At 68.2% G+C, this 22,886-nt stretch carries 17 protein-coding genes; 9 read left to right on the forward strand and 8 right to left on the reverse strand.

Features of this window, described 5'->3' with window-relative positions; all coding sequences use genetic code 11:
- Positions 1 to 108: 108 nt before the first annotated feature.
- Both WI26_RS03635 and WI26_RS03640 read right to left on the reverse strand, forming a co-directional pair.
- Positions 109 to 1,107 carry a 2-hydroxyacid dehydrogenase gene (locus WI26_RS03635; protein ID WP_059468511.1) on the reverse strand — a complete coding sequence of 333 codons (999 nt, stop codon included), beginning with the start codon at positions 1,105 to 1,107 and terminating at the stop codon, positions 109 to 111.
- 30 nt (positions 1,108 to 1,137) lie between these two features.
- Positions 1,138 to 2,124 carry a LysR family transcriptional regulator gene (locus WI26_RS03640; protein ID WP_069225209.1) on the reverse strand — a complete coding sequence of 329 codons (987 nt, stop codon included), beginning with the start codon at positions 2,122 to 2,124 and terminating at the stop codon, positions 1,138 to 1,140.
- A gap of 752 nt (positions 2,125 to 2,876) precedes the next feature.
- Here WI26_RS03640 and WI26_RS03645 point away from each other — a divergent pair.
- Complete coding sequence (locus tag WI26_RS03645; RefSeq protein ID WP_059468513.1) at positions 2,877 to 4,088, forward strand: pyridoxal-phosphate-dependent aminotransferase family protein; 1,212 nt, start codon at positions 2,877 to 2,879, stop codon at positions 4,086 to 4,088.
- A 63-nt stretch (positions 4,089 to 4,151) separates the two neighbouring features.
- On the opposite strand, the gene WI26_RS03650 is transcribed toward WI26_RS03645, so the two are convergent.
- Positions 4,152 to 5,087, reverse strand: coding sequence for an AraC family transcriptional regulator (locus WI26_RS03650; protein WP_069225210.1), 936 nt, complete (start codon positions 5,085 to 5,087; stop codon positions 4,152 to 4,154).
- Between the two features lie 133 nt (positions 5,088 to 5,220).
- Between WI26_RS03650 and WI26_RS03655 the strand changes: the two genes are divergently transcribed.
- Positions 5,221 to 6,111 (forward strand): DMT family transporter, encoded by an 891-nt coding sequence (locus WI26_RS03655; RefSeq protein ID WP_069225211.1) that lies wholly within the window; start codon positions 5,221 to 5,223, stop codon positions 6,109 to 6,111.
- 111 nt (positions 6,112 to 6,222) lie between these two features.
- Here WI26_RS03655 and WI26_RS03660 read toward each other — a convergent pair whose 3' ends face one another.
- Complete coding sequence (locus WI26_RS03660) at positions 6,223 to 7,437, reverse strand: MFS transporter (RefSeq protein WP_069225212.1); 1,215 nt, start codon at positions 7,435 to 7,437, stop codon at positions 6,223 to 6,225.
- Between the two features lie 349 nt (positions 7,438 to 7,786).
- On the opposite strand from WI26_RS03660, the gene xdhA reads away from it, so the two are divergent.
- The 4 genes from xdhA (at position 7,787) to WI26_RS03680 (ending at position 12,927) form a co-directional block, all read left to right on the forward strand.
- Positions 7,787 to 9,373, forward strand: a complete 1,587-nt coding sequence (gene xdhA / locus WI26_RS03665; RefSeq protein WP_069225213.1) for a xanthine dehydrogenase small subunit — start codon at positions 7,787 to 7,789, stop codon at positions 9,371 to 9,373.
- 18 nt (positions 9,374 to 9,391) lie between these two features.
- A complete protein-coding gene (gene xdhB, locus WI26_RS03670; RefSeq protein WP_069225214.1) occupies positions 9,392 to 11,755 on the forward strand; it encodes a xanthine dehydrogenase molybdopterin binding subunit in 2,364 nt (787 codons plus the stop codon).
- A gap of 1 nt (position 11,756) precedes the next feature.
- Positions 11,757 to 12,434 carry a xanthine dehydrogenase accessory protein XdhC gene (gene xdhC, locus WI26_RS03675; protein ID WP_069226345.1) on the forward strand — a complete coding sequence of 226 codons (678 nt, stop codon included), beginning with the start codon at positions 11,757 to 11,759 and terminating at the stop codon, positions 12,432 to 12,434.
- Between the two features lie 91 nt (positions 12,435 to 12,525).
- On the forward strand, positions 12,526 to 12,927 hold the full coding sequence (locus WI26_RS03680) for a polyketide cyclase (protein ID WP_069225215.1): 402 nt from the start codon (positions 12,526 to 12,528) through the stop codon (positions 12,925 to 12,927).
- 49 nt (positions 12,928 to 12,976) lie between these two features.
- Here the strand turns inward: WI26_RS03680 and WI26_RS03685 are convergent, their stop codons facing one another.
- The 3 genes from WI26_RS03685 to WI26_RS03695 form a co-directional block, all read right to left on the reverse strand.
- Positions 12,977 to 13,924 (reverse strand): LysR family transcriptional regulator, encoded by a 948-nt coding sequence (locus WI26_RS03685; RefSeq protein WP_069225216.1) that lies wholly within the window; start codon positions 13,922 to 13,924, stop codon positions 12,977 to 12,979.
- A 69-nt stretch (positions 13,925 to 13,993) separates the two neighbouring features.
- The gene (locus WI26_RS03690) at positions 13,994 to 14,632 is read right to left on the reverse strand and encodes a 2-hydroxychromene-2-carboxylate isomerase (RefSeq protein WP_069225217.1); all 639 of its coding nucleotides are present in this window, start codon (positions 14,630 to 14,632) and stop codon (positions 13,994 to 13,996) included.
- 106 nt (positions 14,633 to 14,738) lie between these two features.
- Positions 14,739 to 16,172, reverse strand: a complete 1,434-nt coding sequence (locus WI26_RS03695; RefSeq protein WP_059915007.1) for a TAXI family TRAP transporter solute-binding subunit — start codon at positions 16,170 to 16,172, stop codon at positions 14,739 to 14,741.
- A gap of 454 nt (positions 16,173 to 16,626) precedes the next feature.
- On the opposite strand from WI26_RS03695, the gene WI26_RS03700 reads away from it, so the two are divergent.
- The 3 genes from WI26_RS03700 (at position 16,627) to WI26_RS03710 (ending at position 21,768) form a co-directional block, all read left to right on the forward strand.
- Entirely contained in the window at positions 16,627 to 16,992 is a 366-nt protein-coding gene (locus WI26_RS03700; RefSeq protein WP_059468523.1) for a BON domain-containing protein, read from the forward strand.
- Positions 16,993 to 17,227: 235 nt separating this feature from the next.
- On the forward strand, positions 17,228 to 19,318 hold the full coding sequence (locus WI26_RS03705) for a D-(-)-3-hydroxybutyrate oligomer hydrolase (protein ID WP_069225218.1): 2,091 nt from the start codon (positions 17,228 to 17,230) through the stop codon (positions 19,316 to 19,318).
- A gap of 614 nt (positions 19,319 to 19,932) precedes the next feature.
- Entirely contained in the window at positions 19,933 to 21,768 is a 1,836-nt protein-coding gene (locus WI26_RS03710) for a S10 family peptidase (protein ID WP_069225219.1), read from the forward strand.
- Between the two features lie 215 nt (positions 21,769 to 21,983).
- On the opposite strand, the gene WI26_RS03715 is transcribed toward WI26_RS03710, so the two are convergent.
- Positions 21,984 to 22,772: a sulfite exporter TauE/SafE family protein gene (locus tag WI26_RS03715; protein WP_059468537.1), complete on the reverse strand. Its 789-nt coding sequence runs from the start codon at positions 22,770 to 22,772 to the stop codon at positions 21,984 to 21,986.
- Between the last annotated feature and the right edge of the window lie 114 nt (positions 22,773 to 22,886).

The raw sequence follows: 22,886 nt of genomic DNA on the forward strand, positions 1-22,886 counted from the left end.
GCAAGGGAGAGGTCGGCGCAACGATAGCAGACGCCGGGCGTGCGGCGTTACATCAGTCGAAACAAAATGATGGATCGTTGACGGATCGCTTGCGCCGAACGCCGTCGGTCAGCGTCCCGTCGTGACGACGTTGGTCGGCGTGCCGGCGTGCCACGCCTCGATGTTCAGCAGCGTCGTGTGCGCGATCTCGGCGAGCGCCTCGCGCGTGAAGAATGCCTGGTGCGACGTGACGATCACGTTCGGGAACGTCAGCAGGCGCGCGAGTACGTCGTCCTGCAGCGGCAGGTCGGAGTGATCCTCGAAGAAGAGGCCGCTTTCCTCCTCGTACACGTCGAGCCCGAGATGGCCGAGCTGGCCGCTCTTGAGCGCGTCGACCAGCGCCTGCGCGTCGACGAGGCCGCCGCGGCCGGTATTGATCAGCATCGCGCCGTGCTTCATCCGCGCGAGCGTCTGCGCGTTGATTAGATGGTGCGTCGACGGCAGCAGCGGGCAGTGCAGGCTGACGATGTCCGCATGGTGCAGCAACTCGTCGAGTTCGACGTAGCGTGCGCCGAACGCGATCAATTCGTCGTCGTACGGCGGCATCGAGTGCGCGAGCACGTGCATCCCGAAGCCCATCATGATCTTCGCGAACACGCTGCCGATCAGGCCGGTGCCGATCACGCCGACGGTCTTGCCATGCAGGTCGAAGCCGAGCAGGCCGTTCAGCGAGAAGTCGCCTTCGCGCGTGCGTGCCACCGCGCGCGGCAGCCGGCGGTTGAGTGCGAGGATCAGCGCGACCGCGTGTTCGGCAACCGCATGCGGCGAATACGCGGGCACGCGCACGACGGCAATGCCGAGCCGCTCGGCGGCCGCCAGGTCGACGTGGTTGAAACCCGCCGAGCGCAGCGCGATCAGGCGTGTGCCGCCGTCGGCGAGCCGTTCGAGCACTGCCGCGTCGACGGTGTCGTTGACGAACGGGCAGACGACCTCGTAGCCGTGCGCGAGGATCGCGGTTTCCGCGTCGAGGTGCGACGGCTGGAAGTGCAGCCGATAGCCGAATTGCCGGTTGGCGGCGGTAAAGGATTCGTCGTCGTACTGCCGGCTGCTGAACAGGATCACACGCACGCTGCACCTCCGATGGCTGTCGCGTGCAGTTTACTGCAGGCCCGTCTGCCGGCCGGTGACGATGTCGGCGCGATCGGGCGTGCGCAGGAAGCCGTAGCCGGTCCGTTCGCGGGCCGCCTGCGTGCCGAAATGCTCGAGCGCATGCTCGACGAAGCTGCGCGTGCGGGCCGGCACGTACTGGCGATTTGGGTAGACGACGGATAGCTGCGCGTCCGGGTCGTCGATCCGGAAGGCGGGCAACAGCCGCACGAGCGCGCCGGTGGCGAGCGCATCGGCGATGCTCGGCTCGGGCAGCACCGCGATGCCGGACCCGGCGACGGCTGCCGCCTGTACGAGCGCCAGCTGGTTGACCGTGCAGGTCGGGCGCACCGTGATCGAATGCGTGACGCCGTCGTGGCCGACCAGCCGCCACGCGGGCGCATGCTGGTGCGGTGCGAGCGCGACCCAGTCGTGGCCCGGCAGATCCTCGGGGGTGCGCGGCTCGCCGCGCCGTTCGAGATACGCGGGCGCCGCGCACGCGACGAACGGGTTCGGCGCAAGTGCGTGGCCGATCAGCGTCGGGTTGCCGTCAAGCCGGTTGCCTGTCGCGATGCCGACGTCGTAGCCGGAATCGAGCACGTCGAGCGGCCCTTCGGCGACCGTGAGCTGGACCCGCAGTTCGGGGTAGCGGTGCCGGAAACTGCTGACGAGCGGCGTCAGCGCAAGCGGCGACAGCAACCCCGACGCGACGACCCGCAGCGTGCCGGCCGGCTCGCGCACGGCGTGCGCGACGGACGCTTCGAGGTGGTCGAATTCCTCGAGCAGCGCCCGGCAGCCGTCGAGGTAGCGCAGGCCGGCCTCGGTCAGCGACAGGTTGCGCGTGGTGCGGTGAATCAACCGCGTGTTCAGGTGAGACTCGAGCATTGCGATCGAGCGCGTGACGAGCGCATTCGACACGCCTAGATGGTGCGCGGCGCGCCGGAAGCTCTGCTGTTCGGCGACGCAGACGAACACACGCATGGTCTGAATCTGGTTCATGGCTCGCGAATTTCTGGCCCGGTTGATTGATTTTGGTTGTGATTTTTCGTTGCACGACCTGGAAAGCCGTCGCGTGACGCCAGGTTCCGGCCCGTATCGAAAAATCGGTTTTCGATTCTGCAGACGATTGTTCATTACGGAGCCAATATCCGTCAACCTGAGAAAATGGGCGGGTTGCGTAAAATCGAAATCGCGGGTATCGATTTAACGCGGCGATGTCGCGTGTGCGTGCGGTGAATAGCCGGAGGTGTATTGGGAGAAATTTCTGCGGGTTTGAATATTTTCCATGTGAATCAATATATTGCGGATGATCGTGTGTGGCGGGTGCGGTAATGGGTGAAATCGCTCACCAATAGATGCTGCGATAGTGGATGTTTTTGAACAGGTCCGGTTTTCGTCGGCCGATTCCGCCCTGCGCGATTTTTATCGTGACGACCGGTATTCCGGTCGATGCATGTGTCGTGCAGAACGCGGCCATCCGGAGTGCGACGCAATACTGCCCGAGAAAATCGTGGGCATTGAGCCGCGGATGGAACCGTTACGCATGCGCACGGCAATGCCGCGGTATTGCAAGATCGGTCGTGCGGCGCGGGTGCGGCCGGCTGGCCCGGTCCGTCGACCGGGCCAGCGCCACGCTGTCCGGCTGTGCGTGCCTCTTGCGCGCGGGCGCGGAACGCGGAATGATCGATCAGTTCGCCGTGCCGTGCGGCGAACGACGTCCGAGCGTTTTCTCCGTTCCTTCTCTACCTGCCATGTCCATCGATTACTCGCCGATTCCCTGTCCCGTCGTCGTGCCGCTCGACGCGATCCTGCCCGAAGAACCGCTGCTGATGATGGGGGCCGGCCCGGTCCCGATTCCGGCCGCCGTCGCAAAGGCGAACACGATCGTGATCAACCACCTCGGCGCGACGATGGCGAAGATCATCGAGCAGGTGAAGGAGATGGCGCGCTACGTGTTCCAGACCCGCACGAAATGGGTGCTCGGCGTTGCCGGCCCCGGCTCCGCCGCGATGGAAATGGCGATTTCGAACCTCGCGTGGCGCGGCACGCGCGTGCTGTCGATTCGCAACGGCTTTTTCAGCGCGCGAATGGCGGAGATGGCCACGCGCGTCGGTGCCGACGTCGCCACGCTCGAGGTGGCCGACCGTTCGGTCGCGAGCCTCGACGAGATCGCGGACGCGATCGCGCGCGAGCGGCCCGAAATCGTCACGATCGTGCAGGGCGAGACGTCGAATACCGTGTGGAACCGCGATCTGCGCGACATCGCGGCGCTCGCGAAGGCGGCCGGCGCGCTGGTTGTGGTCGACGCGGTGTGCACGCTCTCGACGATGCCGCTCGAGATGGACGCGTGGGGCATCGACGCGGTGATCACCGGCGGCCAGAAGGGGCTGTCGTCGATCCCCGGTGTGTCGCTGATCGCATTCTCCGACGCCGCGTGGGAGCGGATGAAGCAGCGTCCGGAACCGAATGCGCACTGGTGCCTCGACATGGCGCTCGCGGAGAACTTCTGGCACAACGCGGGCTATCACTACACGGCGCCGGTGTCGGGTGTGCTCGCGTTGCACGAGGCGCTGCGGCTCGTCTGCGCGGAGACGCTCGAAAGCCGCTTCGCGCGCCACCTGCGCTGCTCGCTCGCGCTGCAGGCGGGCGTCGAGGCGATGGGGCTCGCGCTTTATGCGCCGAAGGATTGCCGGCTCAATTCGGTGGTCGGGATCGAGACGCCCGAAGGGCTCACGCCCGGAATGGTGTGCGGCCATATCTCGAAGCAGTACCAGGTCGAGATCTCGGGCTCGTTCGGGCTGCCGATCGTGCGCATCGGGCAGATGGGCGAACAGTGCCGCGAACACAACCTGTTCCGCACGCTGCACGCGTTCGGCCGCACGATGGTCGATCTGAAGGTGCCGGTCGATTTGCCGGCCGGCGTGGCCGCGCTCGAGCAGGAACTGTCGCGGCGCGGCACGTAAGCGCAGGGACGCGAGGCGGGTGCGCTGGACGAAACCGCCTCGTCGTCAGCCGGGGCGTGGCGCTCAGCCGCCCTGCATCGCGCGCCGGTACGCGTTCGGCGTCGTGCCGTGCGCGTCGCGAAAGCGATGGCTGAAGTGGCCGGCGTTCGCGTAGCCGCATTCGGCCGCGACCTGCGCGAGCGGTAGCGCCGTCGTGCGCAGCAGCAGGCGCGCCCGCGCGAGCCGCTGCTCGGCCACCCATGCGTGCGGCGCACGACCGAACGACAGCCTGAACATCCGCGAGAAATGGTATTCGGACAGCGCGGCGACGTCCGCCAGTTCGCCGAGCGTCAGCGGCTGCGACAGGTAGCTGTCGATATAGTCGCGCACGCGGCGGCGCACGGCCGGCGCGAGCCCGCCGCGGAACGGCACGTCGGTGCGCGTCGTGCTCTGGCCGCGCAGCAGCAGGCTGAGCACGTCGTGCGCGGCCTCGTTCACGCGCAGCCGTCCGTCGGCATCGTCCCAGTGCTCGAGCGCGAGCGAACGGAACTGCGCCGCGACGCGCGCATCCTCGAAATAGGTGCGATCGGCGAGCTTCAGCTCGCGCGGCTCGCGATCGAGTTCGCGGATCGCGCGCTGCGTGAAGTGCTCGGGCAGGAAGTACAGGTGGATGAAGTGCATCTCGCCGCGCACCCACCAGCGCGATTCATGGTCGCCCGGCAGCGCGCACAGCAGGCTTGGCGCGCCGTAGCGCGGCACGCGCTCGCGCTCCGTCCGGTAGCCGCCGTCCAGATAGCACGACAGCGTGTGGTGGCCGGGCCGTTCGTAGATCGTCTCGCTTTCGTCGGTGATGCGCGTCCATTCGGCGATCGCGAGATGGTCGCCGAGCCACGTGAAGCGCTCGAGCGTCGCGTTCGCCTCGGCGAGCGTGCGGCACACCGATTGCAGGCCGAACGGCATCGCACCGCCGGCAAGGGCGGCCGCGTGGTCGGCGGGCGGGGCGTACAGGGGCGAACTCATGATGGGGCGAGTATAAGCGCGCGCGAAGCGCTCCGTGCGGCCGCCGGAAAAAGACCGCAATTCCGGACAATCCGCGCTGACGCGGTGGCGGCACAGTCGAAGTCCGTTTCCCTCGTTCCGCTTCGTTGCCGCCATGAACCTGTCGCTTTATTTCGTTACCGTGCTGATCTGGGGCACCACCTGGATCGCGATCAAATGGCAACTCGGCGCCGTGCCGCCGCCCGTGTCGATCGCGTGGCGCTTCTGGCTCGCGGCTGCCGTGCTGTTCGCGCTGCTGCGCGTGATGCGTCGGCCGGTGCGCCCGCCGCGCGAGGCGTGGCGTTATCTCGTCGCGCAGGGTTTCGCGCTGTTCTGCCTGAATTTCCTGTGCTTCTACTATTCGGAGCAGGTCGTGCCGAGCGGCCTCGTCGCCGTGATCTTCTCGACCGCGCCGCTGCTGAACTCGATCAACGGGCGGCTGTTCATGGGCCGCCCGCTGCGGCCGTCCGCGATCGCCGGTGCGCTGCTCGGGCTGGCCGGCATCGCATGCCTGTTCTGGCAGCAGATGGCCGGCCACCTCGACGATCACGCCACATGGAGGGGCCTCGCGATCGCGTTCGCGGGCACGATGTGCTTCTCGGCCGGCAACCTGCTGTCGAGCCGCATGCAGTCGATGGGTCTGCACCCGCTCGCAACCAACGGCTGGGCGATGCTGATCGGCGCGGCGATCCTGACGGTCGGCAGTGCGGTGGCCGGGCTGCCGTTCATGATCGACCCGAGCCCGCGTTATCTCGGTGCGCTCCTCTATCTGGCCGTGCCGGGCTCGGTGATCGGGTTCACGGCCTACCTGACGCTCGTCGGCCGGATCGGGCCCGAACGCGCCGCGTACTGCACGGTGCTGTTCCCGATCGTCGCGCTGGCCGTGTCGACGGTCTTCGAGGGTTACCAGTGGTCGCCGCTCGCGGTGCTCGGGCTGCTGCTCGTGCTGGCCGGCAATCTCGTCGCGTTCGACCTGACGCGCCGGTTGTTCCTGCGCACGGCTTGACCGGGGCGGCCGTCGCGATGGCCGCCGCAAACAAAAAACGCCCGCGCGATGCGGGCGTTTTGCGTTGGCTGCCAGCGCAGCGGCCGCGTGGCCGTCCGGCGAGCGGCTCGTTCAAGCCGCCGCGCCGCTCCCCGCGACCCGCGCCTGCCGCTGGTACAGCATCATCGACAGCGCGACGCCCGCCGCGGCGGCCACCGCCGCGAACAGGAACACCTGCGGATAGCCGAACTCACCGGCCACATAGCCGGCGAGCGGGCCCGTGATGCCGAGCGACAGGTCGAGGAACACCGAATACGCGGACAGTGCCGCGCCGCGGCTCGCCGGCGGCACGAGCGCGACGGCCTCGACGCCGAGCGCCGGGAAGATCAGCGCGAAGCCGAAGCCGGTCAGTGCGGCGCCGACGAGCGCGACGTGCGGTACGGGCGCGAGCCACAGCAGCACGAGGCCCGAGCATTCGAACGCGAACGACACGATCGCGACGCGGAAGCCGCCGTAAGTCTTGATCGTGTTCGCGAACAGCAGGCGCGCGCCGATGAACAGCGTGCCGAACACGGTCAGCGACAGTGCGGCGTTCGGCCAGTGGCGCGCCGCGTAGTACAGCGTGACGAAGGTGGCGATCGAACCGAAGCCGGCGGAGCCGAGCGCGAGACCGAGGCCGTGCGGCAGCACGCGCGTAAACACGCTCGCATACGACATGCGTTCGCCATGCACGAGCGGCACGGCATCGATCAGGCGTGCGAGATAGAAACCGCTCGCGGCGAGCGCGATCACGATCACGCCGATCAGCGCCGGATTCAGCGTATGCGCGATCGCGACGCCGACCGGTGCGCCGAGCGCGAGCGCGCCGTAGGTCGCGATGCCGTTCCACGAGATCACCTTCGCGTTGTGCGCGACGCCGACCCGTCCGATGCCCCACAGGATCGCGCCGGTGCCGCACAGGCTCTCGCCGATGCCGAGCACGAGCCGACTCGCGACCAGCAGCACGAGGCTCGCGACCGGCCAGTGGGCCAGCAGCAGCGCGACGAGCAGCAGCACGCCCGACACGCCGCAGCCGATCAGCCCGCGCAGCACCGTCTGCTTCGGCCCGAGCGTATCGGCGAAGCGCCCCGCGAGCGGGCGCGACGCAAGCGTCGCGAAATACTGGACGCTGATCGCACCGCCCGCGACGATCGCGGAAAAACCGAGGTCGTCGTGGACGAAGCCCGGGAGCACGGCGAGCGGCAGGCCGATGGTCAGGTAGCAGATGAACGTGAAGCAGACGACGGACACGATTTGCAGCGTGACGGCAACGCCGCTGCGCGGCGGTGTGGCGGAATCGGTTGACATGGGGTCGGAACGAATGGGCGAAACGGAGAGGAAAGCGACGAAAAACGGAATCGGGATTTTCCCATGGAACCGGTTTTCCCGCAGGTACCATTTAGTTAATCGTGACCCGTTTTCGGTGCCGAAGAATGGCTGACGGAACGGTGCAGGCTGGCCTGGAACCCGGATGGGGCAACGCGCGCGACGCCCGCCGGGTGGCCCCGGCGCCCATATCGCGGCAGTTATATGGGCCGCATGCGTGATGGGCTATGGGTTGCGGAATTTGATGGTGATAGCGTGCAAACTGTCAGAGAAACGTCGGTCGAGCGCCCCGCGCAGGCCGCCTTGCCCCCACTTGAAGAACGATAGAGACATGAGTGAGCCGATCCGCTTCTACCATCGTCACGCGGTCCGCGAAGTCAGCGGCGCGGACGTCACCCGCACCGTGCTGCAGTATCTGCGCGAGGACGCGCACTGCACGGGCACCAAGGAAGGTTGCGCGGAAGGCGACTGCGGCGCGTGCACGGTCGTCGTCGGCGAGCTGACCGACGCGGGCACCGTCGCGTTCAAGGCCGTCAACGCGTGCATCCAGTTCCTGCCGACGCTCGACGGCAAGGCGCTGCTGACGGTGGAAGACCTGCGCCAGCCGGACGGTTCGCTGCACCCGGTTCAGCAGGCGATGGTCGATTGCCATGGCTCGCAATGCGGGTTCTGCACGCCCGGTTTCGTGATGTCGATGTGGGCGCTGTACGAGAAGCATGGCCACGAAGGCTGCGGCAGCGCGTGCGCGAAGGCGAAGGATGTGCCGACGCGCACCGAGATCGCCGATGCGCTGACGGGCAACCTGTGCCGCTGCACCGGCTACCGGCCGATCGTCGATGCAGCCGTGCGGATGTTCGATGCGACCGGCGAAGGCGCGACCGGCGACGGTGCGCCCGCGCATTGCGCACCGGTCGACACGGCCGCGCTGGCCCGTACGCTCGCATCGCTCGAGCGTGACGGCACGTTCGACTACACGACGCCCGACGGCGCGCGCTTCGCGGCGCCGCGCACGCTCGACGCGCTGGCTGCGCTGAGGGCCGAGCGTCCCGCCGCGCGGATCCTCGCCGGCAGCACCGACATCGGCCTGTGGGTCACCAAGCAGATGCGCCGCCTGGACGACGTGATCTACGTCGGCCAGATCGCCGAACTGCAGCGCGTCGTGCACGGCGACGACTGGATCGAGATCGGCGCGGGCGTGACGGTCGAGAACGCGTATGCGGCGCTCGCCGGCACGTATCCGGAACTGACCGAAATGTGGAAGCGCTTCGCGTCGCTGCCGATCCGCAACGCGGGGACGCTCGGCGGCAACGTCGCGAACGGCTCGCCGATCGGCGACTCGATGCCTGGCCTGATCGCGCTCGGTGCACGCGTCGTGCTGCGCGGCGGCGACACGGTGCGCGAGTTGCCGCTCGAGGCGCTCTACACCGGCTACCAGCAAAAGGACATGGCGCCGCACGAATTCGTCGTCGGCCTGAAGGTGCCGACCCGCACCGGCGCGCGCGCGAAGCTGCAGTTCCGCACGTACAAGTTGTCGAAGCGGTTCGACTCCGACATTTCGGCGGTGTGCGCGGCGTTCGCATTCATCGCGGACGGCGAGCTGATCCGCGAGCCGCGCATCGCATTCGGCGGGATGGCCGCAACGCCGAAGCGCGCGACGCATGCCGAAAGCCTGCTCGATGGCGCGCAATGGCACGAAGCCACCGCGCAGGCCGCGATGCAGGCGCTCGAGCGCGACTACCAGCCGCTCACCGACATGCGTGCGACGAGCGCGTATCGCCTCGATACCGCGAAGAACCTGATGTACCGATTCTGGCTGGAGACGCGTCCGCACGACCCGCTGCCGCCGCAAGCGTTGAACGTGCGTGAAGTGGCCGCCGAAGCCGGCGCCGACGTTGCCGATTCGCCGGCGCGCGTCTGAAGACGGAGAACACCGAACATGAACCAGCAAGCAGAACCGTTCCTGAACACCCTCGACCCGCAGGCCGACGCCGCGCAGGTGCACGTGTCGCGTGCGCACGAATCGGCCCACCTGCACGTCAGCGGGCGCGCGACCTACACCGACGACATCCCGCTCGTCGCGGGCACGCTGCACGCGGCGCTCGGGTTGTCCGCGAAGCCGCACGCGAAGATCGTGTCGATGAACTTCGACGCGGTGCGCGCGACGCCCGGCGTGGTCGCCGTCTTCACCGCCGACGACATCCCCGGCGTGAACGACTGCGGCCCGATCATCCACGACGACCCGGTGCTCGCGAAGGGCATCGTGCAGTTCGTCGGCCAGCCGATGTTCATCGTCGTCGCGACGTCGCACGAAATCGCGAGGCTCGCCGCGCGCCGCGCGCAGGTCGACTACGAGGAACTCCCCGCGATCCTGACCGCGCAGGATGCGCGCAAGGCCGAGACCTACGTGATCCCGCCGCTGAGGCTCGCGCGCGGCGACGCGGCCGCGCGGCTGGCCGCCGCGCCGCATCGCGAGTCGGGCGAGATGACGCTCGGCGGCCAGGAGCAGTTCTACCTGGAAGGGCAGATCGCCTACGCGGTGCCGAAGGACGACGACGGCATGCACGTGTACTGCTCGACGCAGCACCCGAGCGAGATGCAGCATCTGGTCGCGCACGTGCTCGGCGTCGCGTCGCACAACGTGCTGGTCGAATGCCGCCGGATGGGCGGCGGGTTCGGCGGCAAGGAATCGCAGTCGGGCCTGTTCGCATGCTGCGCCGCGCTCGCCGCGTGGAAGCTGCTGTGCCCGGTGAAGCTGCGCCCGGACCGCGACGACGACATGATGATCACCGGCAAGCGGCATGACTTCCACTACCGCTTCGACGTCGGCTACGACGACGACGGCCGCCTCGACGGCGTCGCGCTCGACATGACGTCGCGTTGCGGCTTCTCGGCGGACCTGTCGGGCCCGGTGATGACGCGCGCGGTGTGCCACTTCGACAACGCTTACTGGCTCGGCGACGTGGACATCGCAGGCTACTGCGGCAAGACCAACACGCAGTCGAACACCGCGTTCCGCGGTTTCGGCGGCCCGCAGGGCGCATTCGCGATCGAGTACATCCTCGACGACATCGCGCGCTCGCTCGGCCGCGATCCGCTCGACGTGCGCTACGCGAACCTGTACGGCAAGACCGAGCGCAACGTCACGCCTTACGGGCAGACAGTCGAGGACAACGTGCTGCACGAACTGCTCGGCGAACTCGAGACGACGAGCGACTACCGCGCACGGCGCGCTGGCGTGCGCGAATTCAACGCACGCAACACGGTGCTGAAGAAGGGCATCGCGCTCACGCCGGTGAAGTTCGGCATCGCGTTCAACGTCACGCACTTCAACCAGGCCGGCGCGCTGGTGCACATCTACACCGACGGCTCGGTGCTCGTGAACCACGGCGGCACGGAGATGGGGCAGGGGCTCAACACGAAGGTCGCGCAGGTCGTCGCGCATGAGCTCGGCATCCGCTTCGGCCGGATCCGCGTGACGGCGACCGACACGAGCAAGGTCGCGAACACGTCCGCGACGGCCGCGTCGACGGGCTCCGACCTGAACGGCAAGGCCGCGCAGGACGCGGCGCGCCAGCTGCGCGAGCGCCTCGCGGCGTTCGCGGCGAAGCAGTTCGGCGACGGCAAGGTCGACGCGGCCGACGTGAAGTTCGCCAACGACTTCGTGTGGATCGGCGGCGCGAGCGTGCCGTTCGGCGAGGTGATCGCGAAGGCGTATCTCGCGCGCGTGCAGCTGTGGTCCGACGGTTTCTACGCGACGCCGAAACTGTACTGGGATCAGTCGAAGCTGCAGGGTCGGCCGTTCTACTACTACTCGTACGGCGCGGCCGTGTCGGAAGTCGTGATCGACACGCTGACAGGCGAGATGCGCACGCTGCGCGTCGACGCGCTGCACGATGTCGGCGCGTCGCTGAACCCGGCACTCGACATCGGCCAGGTCGAAGGCGCGTTCATCCAGGGGATGGGCTGGCTCACGACCGAGGAGCTGTGGTGGAACGCGGGCGGCAAGCTGATGACGCACGCGCCGTCCACGTACAAGATTCCGACCGTCAACGACACGCCGCCCGAGTTCAACGTGCGGCTGTTCCAGAATCGCAACGTCGAGGACAGCATCCATCGGTCGAAGGCCGTCGGCGAGCCGCCGTTGTTGCTACCGTTCTCGGTGTTCTTCGCGGTGCGCGACGCGATTGCCGCGGTCGGCGATTACCGGGTGAATCCGCCGCTCGACGCACCGGCCACCGGCGAGTCGATCCTGCGTGCGGTGAATGCGGTGCGCGCGGCGAGCGCCGCGCGGGCAGGCTGACATGAAGCCGCTCCCAGGCTCGCCGCGCTCGCTGCATGCCACGTCGCATGCGAGCGCCGCCGGTTGCGACGGCGCATGCGGCAACGCGCCGTCGCCGATGCAGCCGTTCGCGCCAGGCACAGGCATGCGCCCCCGCGCGAGCGCGGCGCAGCCGCCGATGCACATCGTGCTGTTCGGGGCGGGGCACGTCGGTCATGCGCTTGTCACGCTGCTCGGCGCACTGCCGTGTGTCGTGCAGTGGGTGGATACGCGCGACGAGCTGTTCCCGGACGAATGTCCGCCGAACGTGCAGCCGGAGCCGACCGACACGCCGGAGGCCGTGGTGGACGCGGCGCCGCCCGGCGCGTACTTCCTCGTGATGACGCACAACCACGCGCTCGATTTCTCGCTCGCCGCGCAGATCATGCGGCGGCGCGACTTCGCGTATTTCGGGATGATCGGTTCGCGCACCAAGCGCGTGAAGTTCGAGCGCCGGCTCGCGGCTCGCGGCGTCGATCCGGCGCGGCTCACGGAGATGGTGTGCCCGATCGGCATCGCGGGCATCGTCGACAAGGCGCCCGGCGCGATTGCGGTGGCCGTCTGCGCGGAACTGCTGCAGGCGCGCTCGGGCATGCCGGTGGCCGATACGAAGGCGGCCGCGGCGGGACGCATGCGCGGCGAAGCGAGCTGCGTGCGATAAGAGTCGGCACGCGCGACGCACGTCCGCCCGCTTTGACCTACACTGCGCGGATCGCGCGGCATCGGGCCGCGCGTCTTTTCGTGCACGCCCCATGTCCGATCCCCAGGCTTATTTCGACGCACTCGATACCAGTCTCGCCGACATCGAACGCTGGCTGTCCGGCGCCGATACTTCACCTGCGGCGCTCGATGCGCTGATCGCCCCTTTTTCCGCCGATTTCACGATGATCATGACCGACGGCCGCGCGCTCGACCGGGACGGCACGCATGCGCTGTTCGCGACGCTCGGCGGCGCGAAGCCGGGGCTGCGCATCGCGCTGTCGGACATCCGCGTGATCGCGGCCGATGCATCGCATGCGGTGCTCACCTATCTCGAGGCGCAGCATGCGGCGTCGGGCGAACTGCCGGCGCGTCGCGCGACCGCCGTGTTCGCGCGCGACGCGGCAGGCATCGTGCGCTGGACCCATCTGCAGGAAACCTTCTGCACGGCCTGAGCAGCGACGCTGCGTCGTAGCCGCAGCGCGCGGGCAACGTCGCGCGACGTCAGCGCTTGCGGCCGCGTGCGGCCGTCAGCTCGTCGGACACGCTCTGCATCAGCGCGCACAGCCACGCGATGTCGGTCGGGCGATCGGGGTGCGGGTGCGTGAGCAGGTAGCTCTTGATGCGCGGGAACGGCACGGGCGGCGTGACGACCACGAGCGGCAGCAACTGCGCATAGTGCGTCGCGAAGCGGCGCGTCGTCGTGAAGATCAGGTCGGTCTGCAGCAGCACCTGCGGCACGATTCCGAAGTACGGCAGCGTCGTCACGATCCGTCGCTCGAGACGGGCGCGTGCGAGGCCGATCTCGATCGCGTTGCGTTTGTCTCCGGTGTACGGCGTCGGCGCGACGTGCGCGGCCGACGCGTACGCTTCGCGCGTGAGCGGCTCGCGCGCGAGCGGATGCGCATCGCGCATCAGGCACACGATCGTGTCGGAGAACAGGTCCTGGCGCGCGAACTGCGGGTCGGGTTTCGGCCAGTTGCCGATCACGAGATCGAGCGCGCCCGATTCGAGCGCCTCTGCGTGATCGAGCGCGGGGTTCAGCGAGTCGATTTCCAGATGAGCGTGCGGCGCCGCGTCGCGAAAGCGCTCGATCAGCGTCGGCATGAAGAAATCGTTCAGGTAGTCGGGCGCGGCGACGCGGAACGTGCGCCGCGCTGACGAAGGGTCGAAGTCGCCATGCGGCGTCGCGATGAAGTCGACCTCGCGCAGCGCGCGCGACGCGGCGCCGAGCAGCGAAGCGCCATACTCGGTCGGCACCATCCCGGACTTGCCGCGCACGAGAATCGGGTCGTTCAACGTCTCGCGCAGCTTGCGCAGCGCGGTGCTGATCGCGGGCTGGGTCTGGTTCAGCCGCAGCGCGGCCTGCGTGACGCTGCGCTCGAGCAGCAGCGTGCGCAATACGCGCACGAGCCAGATATCGAGCGAGGCGGTACGGTCGTCGTCTTCCATCGGTGCGCGGTGTTTCGGGAGAAGCGTAACCTTACCGCAGCCACGCATCGCGGTGCGTGATACCGGCCATCACGCACGCCCCTTCGGCAGCGTGCTGATCCGCTTGACCTCCCGCGACTCGAGCCAGTTCGGCGTGCGCGCGCAATACAGCACCATCGGCAGCGCGTCCTCGCCCCAGAACAGCTGCTGGTTCATCCAGAACGTCGGTACGCCGAACACGCCGAGCGCGATCGCGTCGTCGGTGTTGCGGCGCAACTGCGCGCTGGTCTCCTCGAATTCGATCAGCTCGTCGCCGTGCCCGACGCCGACGCGCTCGCACAGCGCGGCGAACCCGTCCGGCGTCGACGGGTCGTTGCCGTCGTGCCAGATGAAGCGGAACATTTCCAGCACGGTCGCGATGTCGGCGCGCAGCGCGATCGCGAGCCGCAGCACCTTGTCGGAGTCGAACGGATGCACGGGCGGCATCTTGAAGCGGATGCCGAGCTGTTCGGCGCGAAACAGCGCATGACGGTACGTGAACACGCGCTTGGCCGGCACGTCGGCGCTCGAGCGCTGTCCCCAGTGGCGCTGCAGGTCGGGCAGCGACACGGCGACGGGGTCGAACGGCACGTCCGGCCACTTGTCATGCTGTTCGAGCAGCAGATAGGAGAACGGCGACACGAAGTCGAAGAACCAGGCAGGCTGGGCAGTGTCGAGGCCGGTTGTCATGGCGATCTCCAGAGAATGGGGCGTGTGCGCCTCGCGGCGGCCTTCATGTTACGCGCGGCGCGCGGATGCGGCCGCGCGGATGCAGAAATGATCGCGGATCGGCCGCTCATGCGGAACCGGGAGTCGCCCGAGGGGGCTTGCCGGCCGGCGCCGCCGCGAGGCCGCCGGCGCCGGGCGTGGCCGACGTACCCGACGCGGCGTCGTGGTCGTGCGCGGTGAGGCGTTCGCGCACGAAGCCGATGTGCTCGCGCAGCACGTAGAACTGCCCTGCATACGCGAGCGGCATCTTCATCCGGTTCACGGCTTCCTCGATGTCGTCGAGTTCGTCGAGCAGATGGACGCGCTCCTCGGCCGTATGCTCGCCGAGCGCGCGGCGCTCGAGCGCGATCAGCGCGCCGTACCAGCGGTAGATGCGCGAACGCACGCGCCAGCCGTACAGCGACGGCACCAGCCGCAGCCCGGGAATCAGCACGACGATCAGCGGCACCACGACGACCAGCAGCCGGTCGACGAGACTCGCGACCCAGAACGGCAGCCGCCGGTACAGGAAGGTCTTGCCCGACTTGTAGTAGCGCGCCGCGTCGTCGGACAGCGGGAAGCCGCGCGTGACGGCCGACGGGAATTCGCCTGCGTGCTGCAGGATCGTCGCGTGGCCGTGCACTTCGCGCGCGGCCTCGATCAGCAGATCGGACAGTGCGGGGTGCAACGAGTCGCGCGCGACCAGCTCGATCGTCGGCGCGACCGTATGGATGTCGGCAGGCGGCAGGTTGCGGCCGAGATCGTAGACGCCCATCGGCAGCGTGATCGCGGTCAGGTACGGAAAGCGCCGCGCGTACGCTTCGGCCTGCGTGAACGAGTACACGTGCACGCCGGGCGCGCGGAACAGCTTCGCCATCACCGGGATCTGCGTCGAGTCGCCGGACAGGAACGCGGCGTCGATCCTGCCGTCGAGCAGCGCGGTCGCCGCATCCTCGCCGGCCGTCGGCAGCAGTTCCGTCGAGCCGCCCGGCACGATGCCGTTCATCTTCAGCAGCGCGAGGCTCAATTCGCGCGCGCCGCTGCCTTCCGCGCCGAGCGCGAGCCGCTTTCCCTTGAAGTCCGACAGGCGCTCGACCACCGGGCCGCGATACATGATTGCGAGCGGCACGTAGCCGATGCTGCCGAGCGACACGAGGTGCTCGTCGCGCTCCTTCGGACCGATGCCGCTCTGCACGAAGCCGACGTCGACCGGCGCGTTCGGGTTCGACAGCCGAGCGAGATTCTGCGCGGATCCTTCGGATGACTGGACGTCGAGCGTGACGCCGTTCTTCGCGAGGATCGCCTTGTATTTCTGCGCGGCATTCCAGTAGGTGCTGCCGGGCGGGCCGGACGAAATCACGAGCGTGGACGGCGGCGCCGGCTGGATCAGCTTGACCGCGAGCCATACCGCCGCGACCGCGAGCAGCACGGTGGGGCCGATCGACAGTGCGAGGTCGCGCCACGACACCGCGACGAAGCGGGCGAGGATGCGGCGGGGCGGGCGAGGGCGGGCTGGCTTCATGGAGTCGGCGGATGACACGGGCGTGACGCATCGATGACGGGCGTCACGGACGATGTGCGAGATGCAGGTTCTCGCGGCGATGGTACCCGGTTTCGCCCGGCATGCGCGAGTCCGGCACGGCAGCGCGGCGGCGGACTCGGGCGCGCGCGCCGCCGGCCGCCGGGAGGCCGCGCGTCAAAAGCTTTGCGCTTCGGCGGGCGCTGGATTACATTGTGCGTCGCAGCCGCGACCGATTCGCGCGCGACCCGGCACGCAATGAGACCGGGCGCGTCCGGCCGGCGGCTGTCCGGCCCGGCCGGCCCGCATTCGCGTGCGCCGGTCGCCGGCCCGTGTCGCCTCTCTCGCATCGCCGTGGAAATCATCGGCCGTCCCGCCCGTTCGCGCGCGGGTTGGCTGCCTTTGGGGGTATCCGGCCGTACTGTGCGCGGCCGTTCCGAAGTCATAAGGAGATAGCATGAAGTCGATCGTGTTGAGAGCGTTGGGTGTTGCGGCCGTTGCGGCCTGTCTGTCGGGCAGCGTGTATGCGCAGTCGAGCGACGCGGCGGCAACCGAGGCGCCGGCTGCGGCAGCGAGCTCGCCGAAGGCCGCGGCCAAGACCGCGAAGAAGGCGAACCGCAAGCTCGGCTACGCGGTGCGCAAGGCAATTACGAAGGCAGGCGGCATCGACGTGGCGAACATCGTCGTGCGCTCGAAGGGCGGCGCGATCTCGCTGGAGGGTACGGTGCCCGACCAGGCACAGATCGACAAGGCGGAAGAGGCAGCGAAGAGCGTGAAAGGCGTGACGTCGGTCACGAACAAGCTGACGGTCCAGCAGCAATGACGCCGGGCGGCGGCGCGTAAGCGCCGCGCGCCCGTTTGCGGCGGGTCCCGGTGTACCGGGGCCCGTCTGCGCTGTGAGCCCCGGGCCTGCCGCCATGCGTCAGGCCCCCCGAATGGGTATCTCCAAGGCGAGTTCCTTGGGGGCGGAAAACGCCGGGCGCCCCTGCGTTTCCATCAGAGGTCGTCAGCCGCGCACGACACGGCGGCGGACCGATAACGATATCGAGAGGGCGGCAATGACGACGCACGGGTGGGGCAGTCGGATTCTCTTGGGCGCGGCGCTGGTCGCGGTCGCGGTGCTCGGCGCCTGCAACGGCGACGATTCTGGCGAGCGCAACCGGTTGCCCGGCTTCGTGTCCGGCAGCGTGCGCACGACCGCCTATGACGGCACGAGCGACGATCTGCTGACGGCCGGCCTCGGCAAGACCGGCCTCGCCGCCGCCGCCGCGCCTGCATTCGCGAATCCGTCCCGGCCGACCAGCGCCGAGCTGCGCCGGCTCGCGATCTGGTCGAATTACCGCGCGCTCGTCGACATGAGCGCCAATGGCGGCTACGGCCGTTTCTGGGGGCCGAACGTCGACCTCGACGGCAACGACACGCTCGGCGAAGGCAAGATCCCCGGCACCGAATATCTCGCGTATTCCGACGACGGCAGCGGCCGCAAGAACGTGACGCTGCTCGTGCAGGTGCCCGCGAGCTTCGATCCCGCGCAGCCGTGCATCGTCACGGCGACGTCGTCCGGTTCGCGCGGCGTGTACGGCGCGATTTCGGCGGCCGGCGAGTGGGGCCTCAAGCGCGGCTGCGCGGTCGCATACAACGACAAAGGCGGCGGCAACGGCGCCCACGAGCTCGGCTCCGACACGATCACGCTGATCGACGGCACGCTCGCGAACGCGGTGCTCGCGGGCAACGCCAGTCTCTTTACCGCCAACGTGACGAGCGGCGACCTGGCCGCGTTCAACAGCCGTTTCCCGAACCGCTACGCGTTCAAGCACGCGCATTCGCAGCAGAACCCCGAGCAGGACTGGGGGCACGTGACGCTGCAGTCTGTCGAATTCGCGTATTGGGCGCTCAACGAGCAGTTCGGGCCGCTGCTCGACAGCTCGCATCACGGCGTGCGCTACCATCCGGGCGACATCACGACGATCGCCGCGTCCGTCAGCAACGGCGGCGGCGCGGCGCTCGCGGCGGCCGAGCAGGACACGCGTCGCTGGATCACTGCGGTCGTGGTCGGCGAGCCGCAGGTCAACGTGCGGATGGCGCCGAACGCGGTCGTGCGCGAGGGCGGCCAGCCGGTGCCGTCGTTCGGCCGGCCGCTGGCCGACTACGCGACGCTCGCGAACCTGCTGGAGCCGTGCGCGGCCGCATCGGCGTCCCTCGCCGACGCGCCGTACCTGAGCGCGCTGCCGGCCACCACCACGCAGTCGATCCGCACGCAGCGCTGCGCGACGCTCGCCGCTGCGGGGCTCGTGTCCGGCGCCGATACGCAAAGCCAGGCCGCCGACGCGCTCGCGCAACTGCATGCGGCCGGCTATCTCGCCGATTCCGACCTGCTGCAGGCGCCGATGTGGGATTCGCAGGCGATTCCGGCGATCGCGGTCACCTATGCGAACGCGTACACGCGCTCGCGCGTGACCGACAACCTGTGCAATTTCAGCTTCGCGACCACCAGTGCGGCGACGGGCGCGGTCGCGCCGCCCGCCACGTCGCCGATGCCGGCCGTGTTCGGCCTCGGCAACGGCGTGCCGCCGACGGCGGGTGTCAATCTCGTGTTCAACACCGGCGCGGGCGTCGACCACCGGCTCGCGACGCCCGACGCGAGTTTCGCGGGCGCGCTGTGCCTGCGGCAGCTGTGGACCAACGGGATGCTCGACATGCCGGCGAACGTCGACGCGGTGCGCGTGAACGCGAATCTGCAGGGCAAGCCCGCGATCATCGTGCAGGGCCGCAGCGACGCGCTCGTGCCCGTGAATCACGCGTCCCGCGCATACGTCGCGCAGAACGGCATCAGTGAAGGCGGGCGCAGCCAGCTCGTGTTCTACGAGGTGACGAACGGGCAGCACTTCGATGCGTTCCTGCCCGTCGCGGGCTTCGACACGCGCTTCGTGCCGGTCCACTACTACAACCTGCAGGCGCTGAACCTGATGTGGCGGCACCTGAAGAGCGGTGCCGCGCTGCCGCCATCGCAGGTGATCCGCACGGTGCCGCGCGGCGGCACGCCGGGCGCCGCGCCGGCGCTGACGAGCGCGAACCTGCCGCCGATCTCGGCGTCCCCCGGCGCGAACGCGATCACGACCGGCGCTGGCGCGATCGACGTGCCCCTCTGACGGCGCCCGCCGCGCCGCGATAGGAAGCCGGACCGTCGTCCGGCTTTTTTCTTTTCAGCACCTGGAATCGGTCCCGCACTGGCCTTTATCGGAGCGGCATGCGCTGTAACAAATTATTACTTTACGGCGGAAAACCCGGAATCTATTATGCGCCGATATTTTCACTTAATTTAATAAATTACCGTAAAGACAATATTCCTTTCCGTATAGTTAATCGATCCTTTCGATTTTATTAAATCGGCTCGAACTGCGATTGGTCGCTGTTTCGCGATTGATCGGCATTTCGCCGAGGGGGATTGTTCGTTTGTTCGAAGCGAAGGCGCCTTGTCGGGCGGGCCTTGCAGGGGATGCTTTTGCTTGGCTGTTTCTCGCGCATGCGGATGACGGAGGCTGAATTCGCATTGGCGCGCATTATTGAATTGTCGTTTTTCAATGGAATTGATTCCATTGCGCGGTCGCGGAATGCGGGTGGGGTAAATCGTGCCGATCGGTATTTGCCGATTCGGTAAAAAACTCGGAGTGCATCGCAAAACGAATGCGCTCCCGGTGCGGAGCGCCGGCGCAAATGATCCTTTGCGGGCGGCGGTATTTATCGTTCTGTTCGAGAGGCAATAATGACGACACTGAAGTCCTTGAAAGACGGTTTCGCGCTATTTGGAACGACACTCGGCGTGCCGCTCGCCGCAGCCGCGACCGCGGCGCTGCTCGTCACGGGATGTGGCGGCGACGACGGGTCCGGCCCGACCGCCGCCACCGCGGCGGCGGCGACGACGCCGAACGGCAGCACGACGGCCAGCACCAATGCAACGGCCGCCGTCCCGGCCGACCAGCCGTACGTCGACAACGACGTGTACGGCACCGGGCCGAACGATGCGGTCACGGATTCGACCGAAGGGGCCGCGGTCGTGCACCGCCAGGTCACGATCGGCGGCAAGACCGTCCAGTACACGGCCACCACGGGCCACCTGACCACGATCGATCCGATCACGTCGGCGCCGAACGCGAAGATGTTCTACGTCGCGTACACGCAGGACAATCCGGACCCGTCGAAGCCGCGCCCGGTCACGTTCTTCTACAACGGCGGCCCCGGCTCGTCGTCGGTCTACCTGCTGCTCGGCTCGTACGGGCCGAAGCGCCTGCAGTCGTCGTTCCCGAACTTCACGCCGCCGGCCCCGTACAAGCTGCTCGACAACCCGGACAGCCTGCTCGACCGCACCGACCTCGTGTTCATCAACCCGGTCGGCACCGGTTACTCGGCGGCGATCGCCCCGGCGAAGAACAAGGACTTCTGGGGCACCGACCAGGACGCGCGCTCGATCGATCGCTTCGTCCAGCGCTATCTGACCAAGTATTCGCGCTGGAACTCGCCGAAGTTCCTGTATGGCGAGTCGTACGGCACGGCGCGCAGCGCGGTGGTGTCGTGGGTGCTGCATGAGGACGGCATCGACCTGAACGGGATCACGCTGCAATCGTCGATCCTCGACTATGCGAATGCACTGTCGGCGCCCGGCACCTTCCCGACGCTCGCGGCCGACGCGTTCTACTGGAAGAAGACGACGCTCAACCCGACACCGACCGATCTCGACGCGTACATGGTGCAGGCCCGCAACTACGCGGACAACACGCTCGCGCCGCTCGCGCAGAAGCCGAACCCGCAGGACGGCGGCTTCGTGAACGTGCGACTGAACCTCAATCTGCAGACCGCGCAGCAGATGGGCTCGTACATCGGCACGGATCCGACGTCGCTGATCCAGACGTTCGGCAACCCGGCCGCGCTGGGCAACGTGCCGTCGTCGGACGACAACCCGCCGTACACGTTCTTCCTGACGCTCGTGCCGGGCACGCAGATCGGCCAGTACGACGGGCGCGCGAACTTCACGGGCAAGGGCATCGCGCCGTACATCCTGCCGAACTCGGGCAGCAACGATCCGTCGATCACGAACGTCGGCGGCGCGTACACGGTGCTGTGGAACAGCTATATCAACACCGACCTCAAGTACACGTCGACGTCGTCGTTCGTGGACCTGAACGACCAGGTCTTCAACAACTGGGACTTCAGCCATACGGATCCGACCGGCGCGAACAAGGGCGGCGGCAATACGCTGTACACGGCCGGCGACCTGGCGGCCACGATGAGCGTGAACCCGGACCTGAAGGTGCTGTCGGCGAACGGTTATTTCGATGCAGTCACGCCGTTCCACCAGACCGAGCTGACGCTCGCGCAGATGCCGCTCGATCCGACGCTCAAGGCGCAGAACCTGACGATCAAGAACTACCCGTCGGGCCACATGATCTACCTGAACGACGCGTCCCGGACCGCGCTGAAGGGCGATCTGGCCAACTTCTACGACGGCGTGCTCGCGAACCGCGCGGCGCTGCAGCGCGTGCTGAAGCTGCAAATGCGCACGCAGCAGCTCAAGCAGCAGCAACTGAAGCAGCAAGGGCAGTAAGCGCGGCGGGCGGCGTGCTCGCCGCCCCGTGGCAACGCGATTCGCGTCGCCCGGTTCGCAGCCGGGCCGTGCGCGGATCGCACCGCCCCGGATGGACGACAGCCCGATCGGCGCAGGCCGGTCGGGCTGTTTTTCTTGTGCGGTGGGACGCGGGTCGGCGCGTCGCGCACCGGCCGGATGGAAGATTACTACGGAGCGAAAGGCGCCCGCGCCGCTTACGCGAGCACGAGCCGCACGCCGACCGCGACGAGCGTCGCGGCGAGCAGGTTGCGCAGCAGCCGCTCGGGCGCGCGCGCCGACAGCAGGCTGCCGAGCACGATGCCGGGCAGCGAGCCGAGCAGCAGCGACAGCAGCATCGACCAGTCGACCGAGCCGAGCAGCCAGTGGCCCATGCCCGCGACGAGCGTGAGCGGCACCGCATGCGCGATGTCGGAGCCGACGATGCGCGTGGTTGCGAGCGTCGGGTACAACAGCAGCAGCACGGTGACGCCGATCGCGCCGGCGCCGACCGATGTCATCGACACGAGCACGCCGAGCACGGCGCCCGTCAGCACCGTCGACCACAGCGTGCGCGCGGGGCTCGGCGCGAGCGGGTTGCGCGCGGCGAGCGCGGTCAATTGCGGACGGAAGATCAGCGCGAGCGACGTGAGCAGCAGCGCGACGCCGAGCACCAGCTGGATCAGCCGCGCGGTGCCGGGCGAATTCATCCCGTGCGTGTGCAGTATCCATAGCGTGACGGCCGCGGCCGGGACGCTGCCGGCCGCGAGCCGGCCGGTGATGCGCCAGTCGATCGACCCCTTCAGCCCGTGCACGAGCGTGCCGGTGGCTTTGGTCGCCGCCGCGTACAGCAGGTCGGTGCCGACCGCCGTCGCGGGGTGGACGCCGAACAGCAGCACGAGGATCGGCGTCATCAGCGAGCCGCCGCCGACGCCCGTCAGGCCGACGAGGATGCCGACGAACAGGCCGGACAGGGAGTACAGCAGATCGATATGGGGAAGCGACATCGGAAGCAGGCGGTTATGCGGCGTTCGGCGGCGGCGCGCGGCCGCGGCGCGCGCATCAAAGTCCGCCATTGTCGCAAAAGTGGCGCGTCGGTGTACGACTACGTTAAAAATCGG

Origin of the sequence: Burkholderia diffusa, from assembly GCF_001718315.1 — a bacterium.
Taxonomy (GTDB): Bacteria; Pseudomonadota; Gammaproteobacteria; order Burkholderiales; family Burkholderiaceae; genus Burkholderia; species Burkholderia diffusa_B.

Bases quoted from the DNA above. Each gene is read 5' to 3' on its own strand.
- WI26_RS03640 (WP_069225209.1), bottom strand. From the start codon at position 2,124: ATGAACCAGATTCAGACCATGCGTGTGTTCGTCTGCGTCGCCGAACAG.
- WI26_RS03645 (WP_059468513.1), top strand. From the start codon at position 2,877: ATGTCCATCGATTACTCGCCGATTCCCTGTCCCGTCGTCGTGCCGCTC.
- WI26_RS03650 (WP_069225210.1), bottom strand. From the start codon at position 5,087: ATGAGTTCGCCCCTGTACGCCCCGCCCGCCGACCACGCGGCCGCCCTT.
- WI26_RS03655 (WP_069225211.1), top strand. From the start codon at position 5,221: ATGAACCTGTCGCTTTATTTCGTTACCGTGCTGATCTGGGGCACCACC.
- WI26_RS03660 (WP_069225212.1), bottom strand. From the start codon at position 7,437: ATGTCAACCGATTCCGCCACACCGCCGCGCAGCGGCGTTGCCGTCACG.
- xdhA (WP_069225213.1), top strand. From the start codon at position 7,787: ATGAGTGAGCCGATCCGCTTCTACCATCGTCACGCGGTCCGCGAAGTC.
- xdhB (WP_069225214.1), top strand. From the start codon at position 9,392: ATGAACCAGCAAGCAGAACCGTTCCTGAACACCCTCGACCCGCAGGCC.
- xdhC (WP_069226345.1), top strand. From the start codon at position 11,757: ATGAAGCCGCTCCCAGGCTCGCCGCGCTCGCTGCATGCCACGTCGCAT.
- WI26_RS03680 (WP_069225215.1), top strand. From the start codon at position 12,526: ATGTCCGATCCCCAGGCTTATTTCGACGCACTCGATACCAGTCTCGCC.
- WI26_RS03685 (WP_069225216.1), bottom strand. From the start codon at position 13,924: ATGGAAGACGACGACCGTACCGCCTCGCTCGATATCTGGCTCGTGCGC.
- WI26_RS03690 (WP_069225217.1), bottom strand. From the start codon at position 14,632: ATGACAACCGGCCTCGACACTGCCCAGCCTGCCTGGTTCTTCGACTTC.
- WI26_RS03695 (WP_059915007.1), bottom strand. From the start codon at position 16,172: ATGAAGCCAGCCCGCCCTCGCCCGCCCCGCCGCATCCTCGCCCGCTTC.
- WI26_RS03700 (WP_059468523.1), top strand. From the start codon at position 16,627: ATGAAGTCGATCGTGTTGAGAGCGTTGGGTGTTGCGGCCGTTGCGGCC.
- WI26_RS03705 (WP_069225218.1), top strand. From the start codon at position 17,228: ATGACGACGCACGGGTGGGGCAGTCGGATTCTCTTGGGCGCGGCGCTG.
- WI26_RS03710 (WP_069225219.1), top strand. From the start codon at position 19,933: ATGACGACACTGAAGTCCTTGAAAGACGGTTTCGCGCTATTTGGAACG.
- WI26_RS03715 (WP_059468537.1), bottom strand. From the start codon at position 22,772: ATGTCGCTTCCCCATATCGATCTGCTGTACTCCCTGTCCGGCCTGTTC.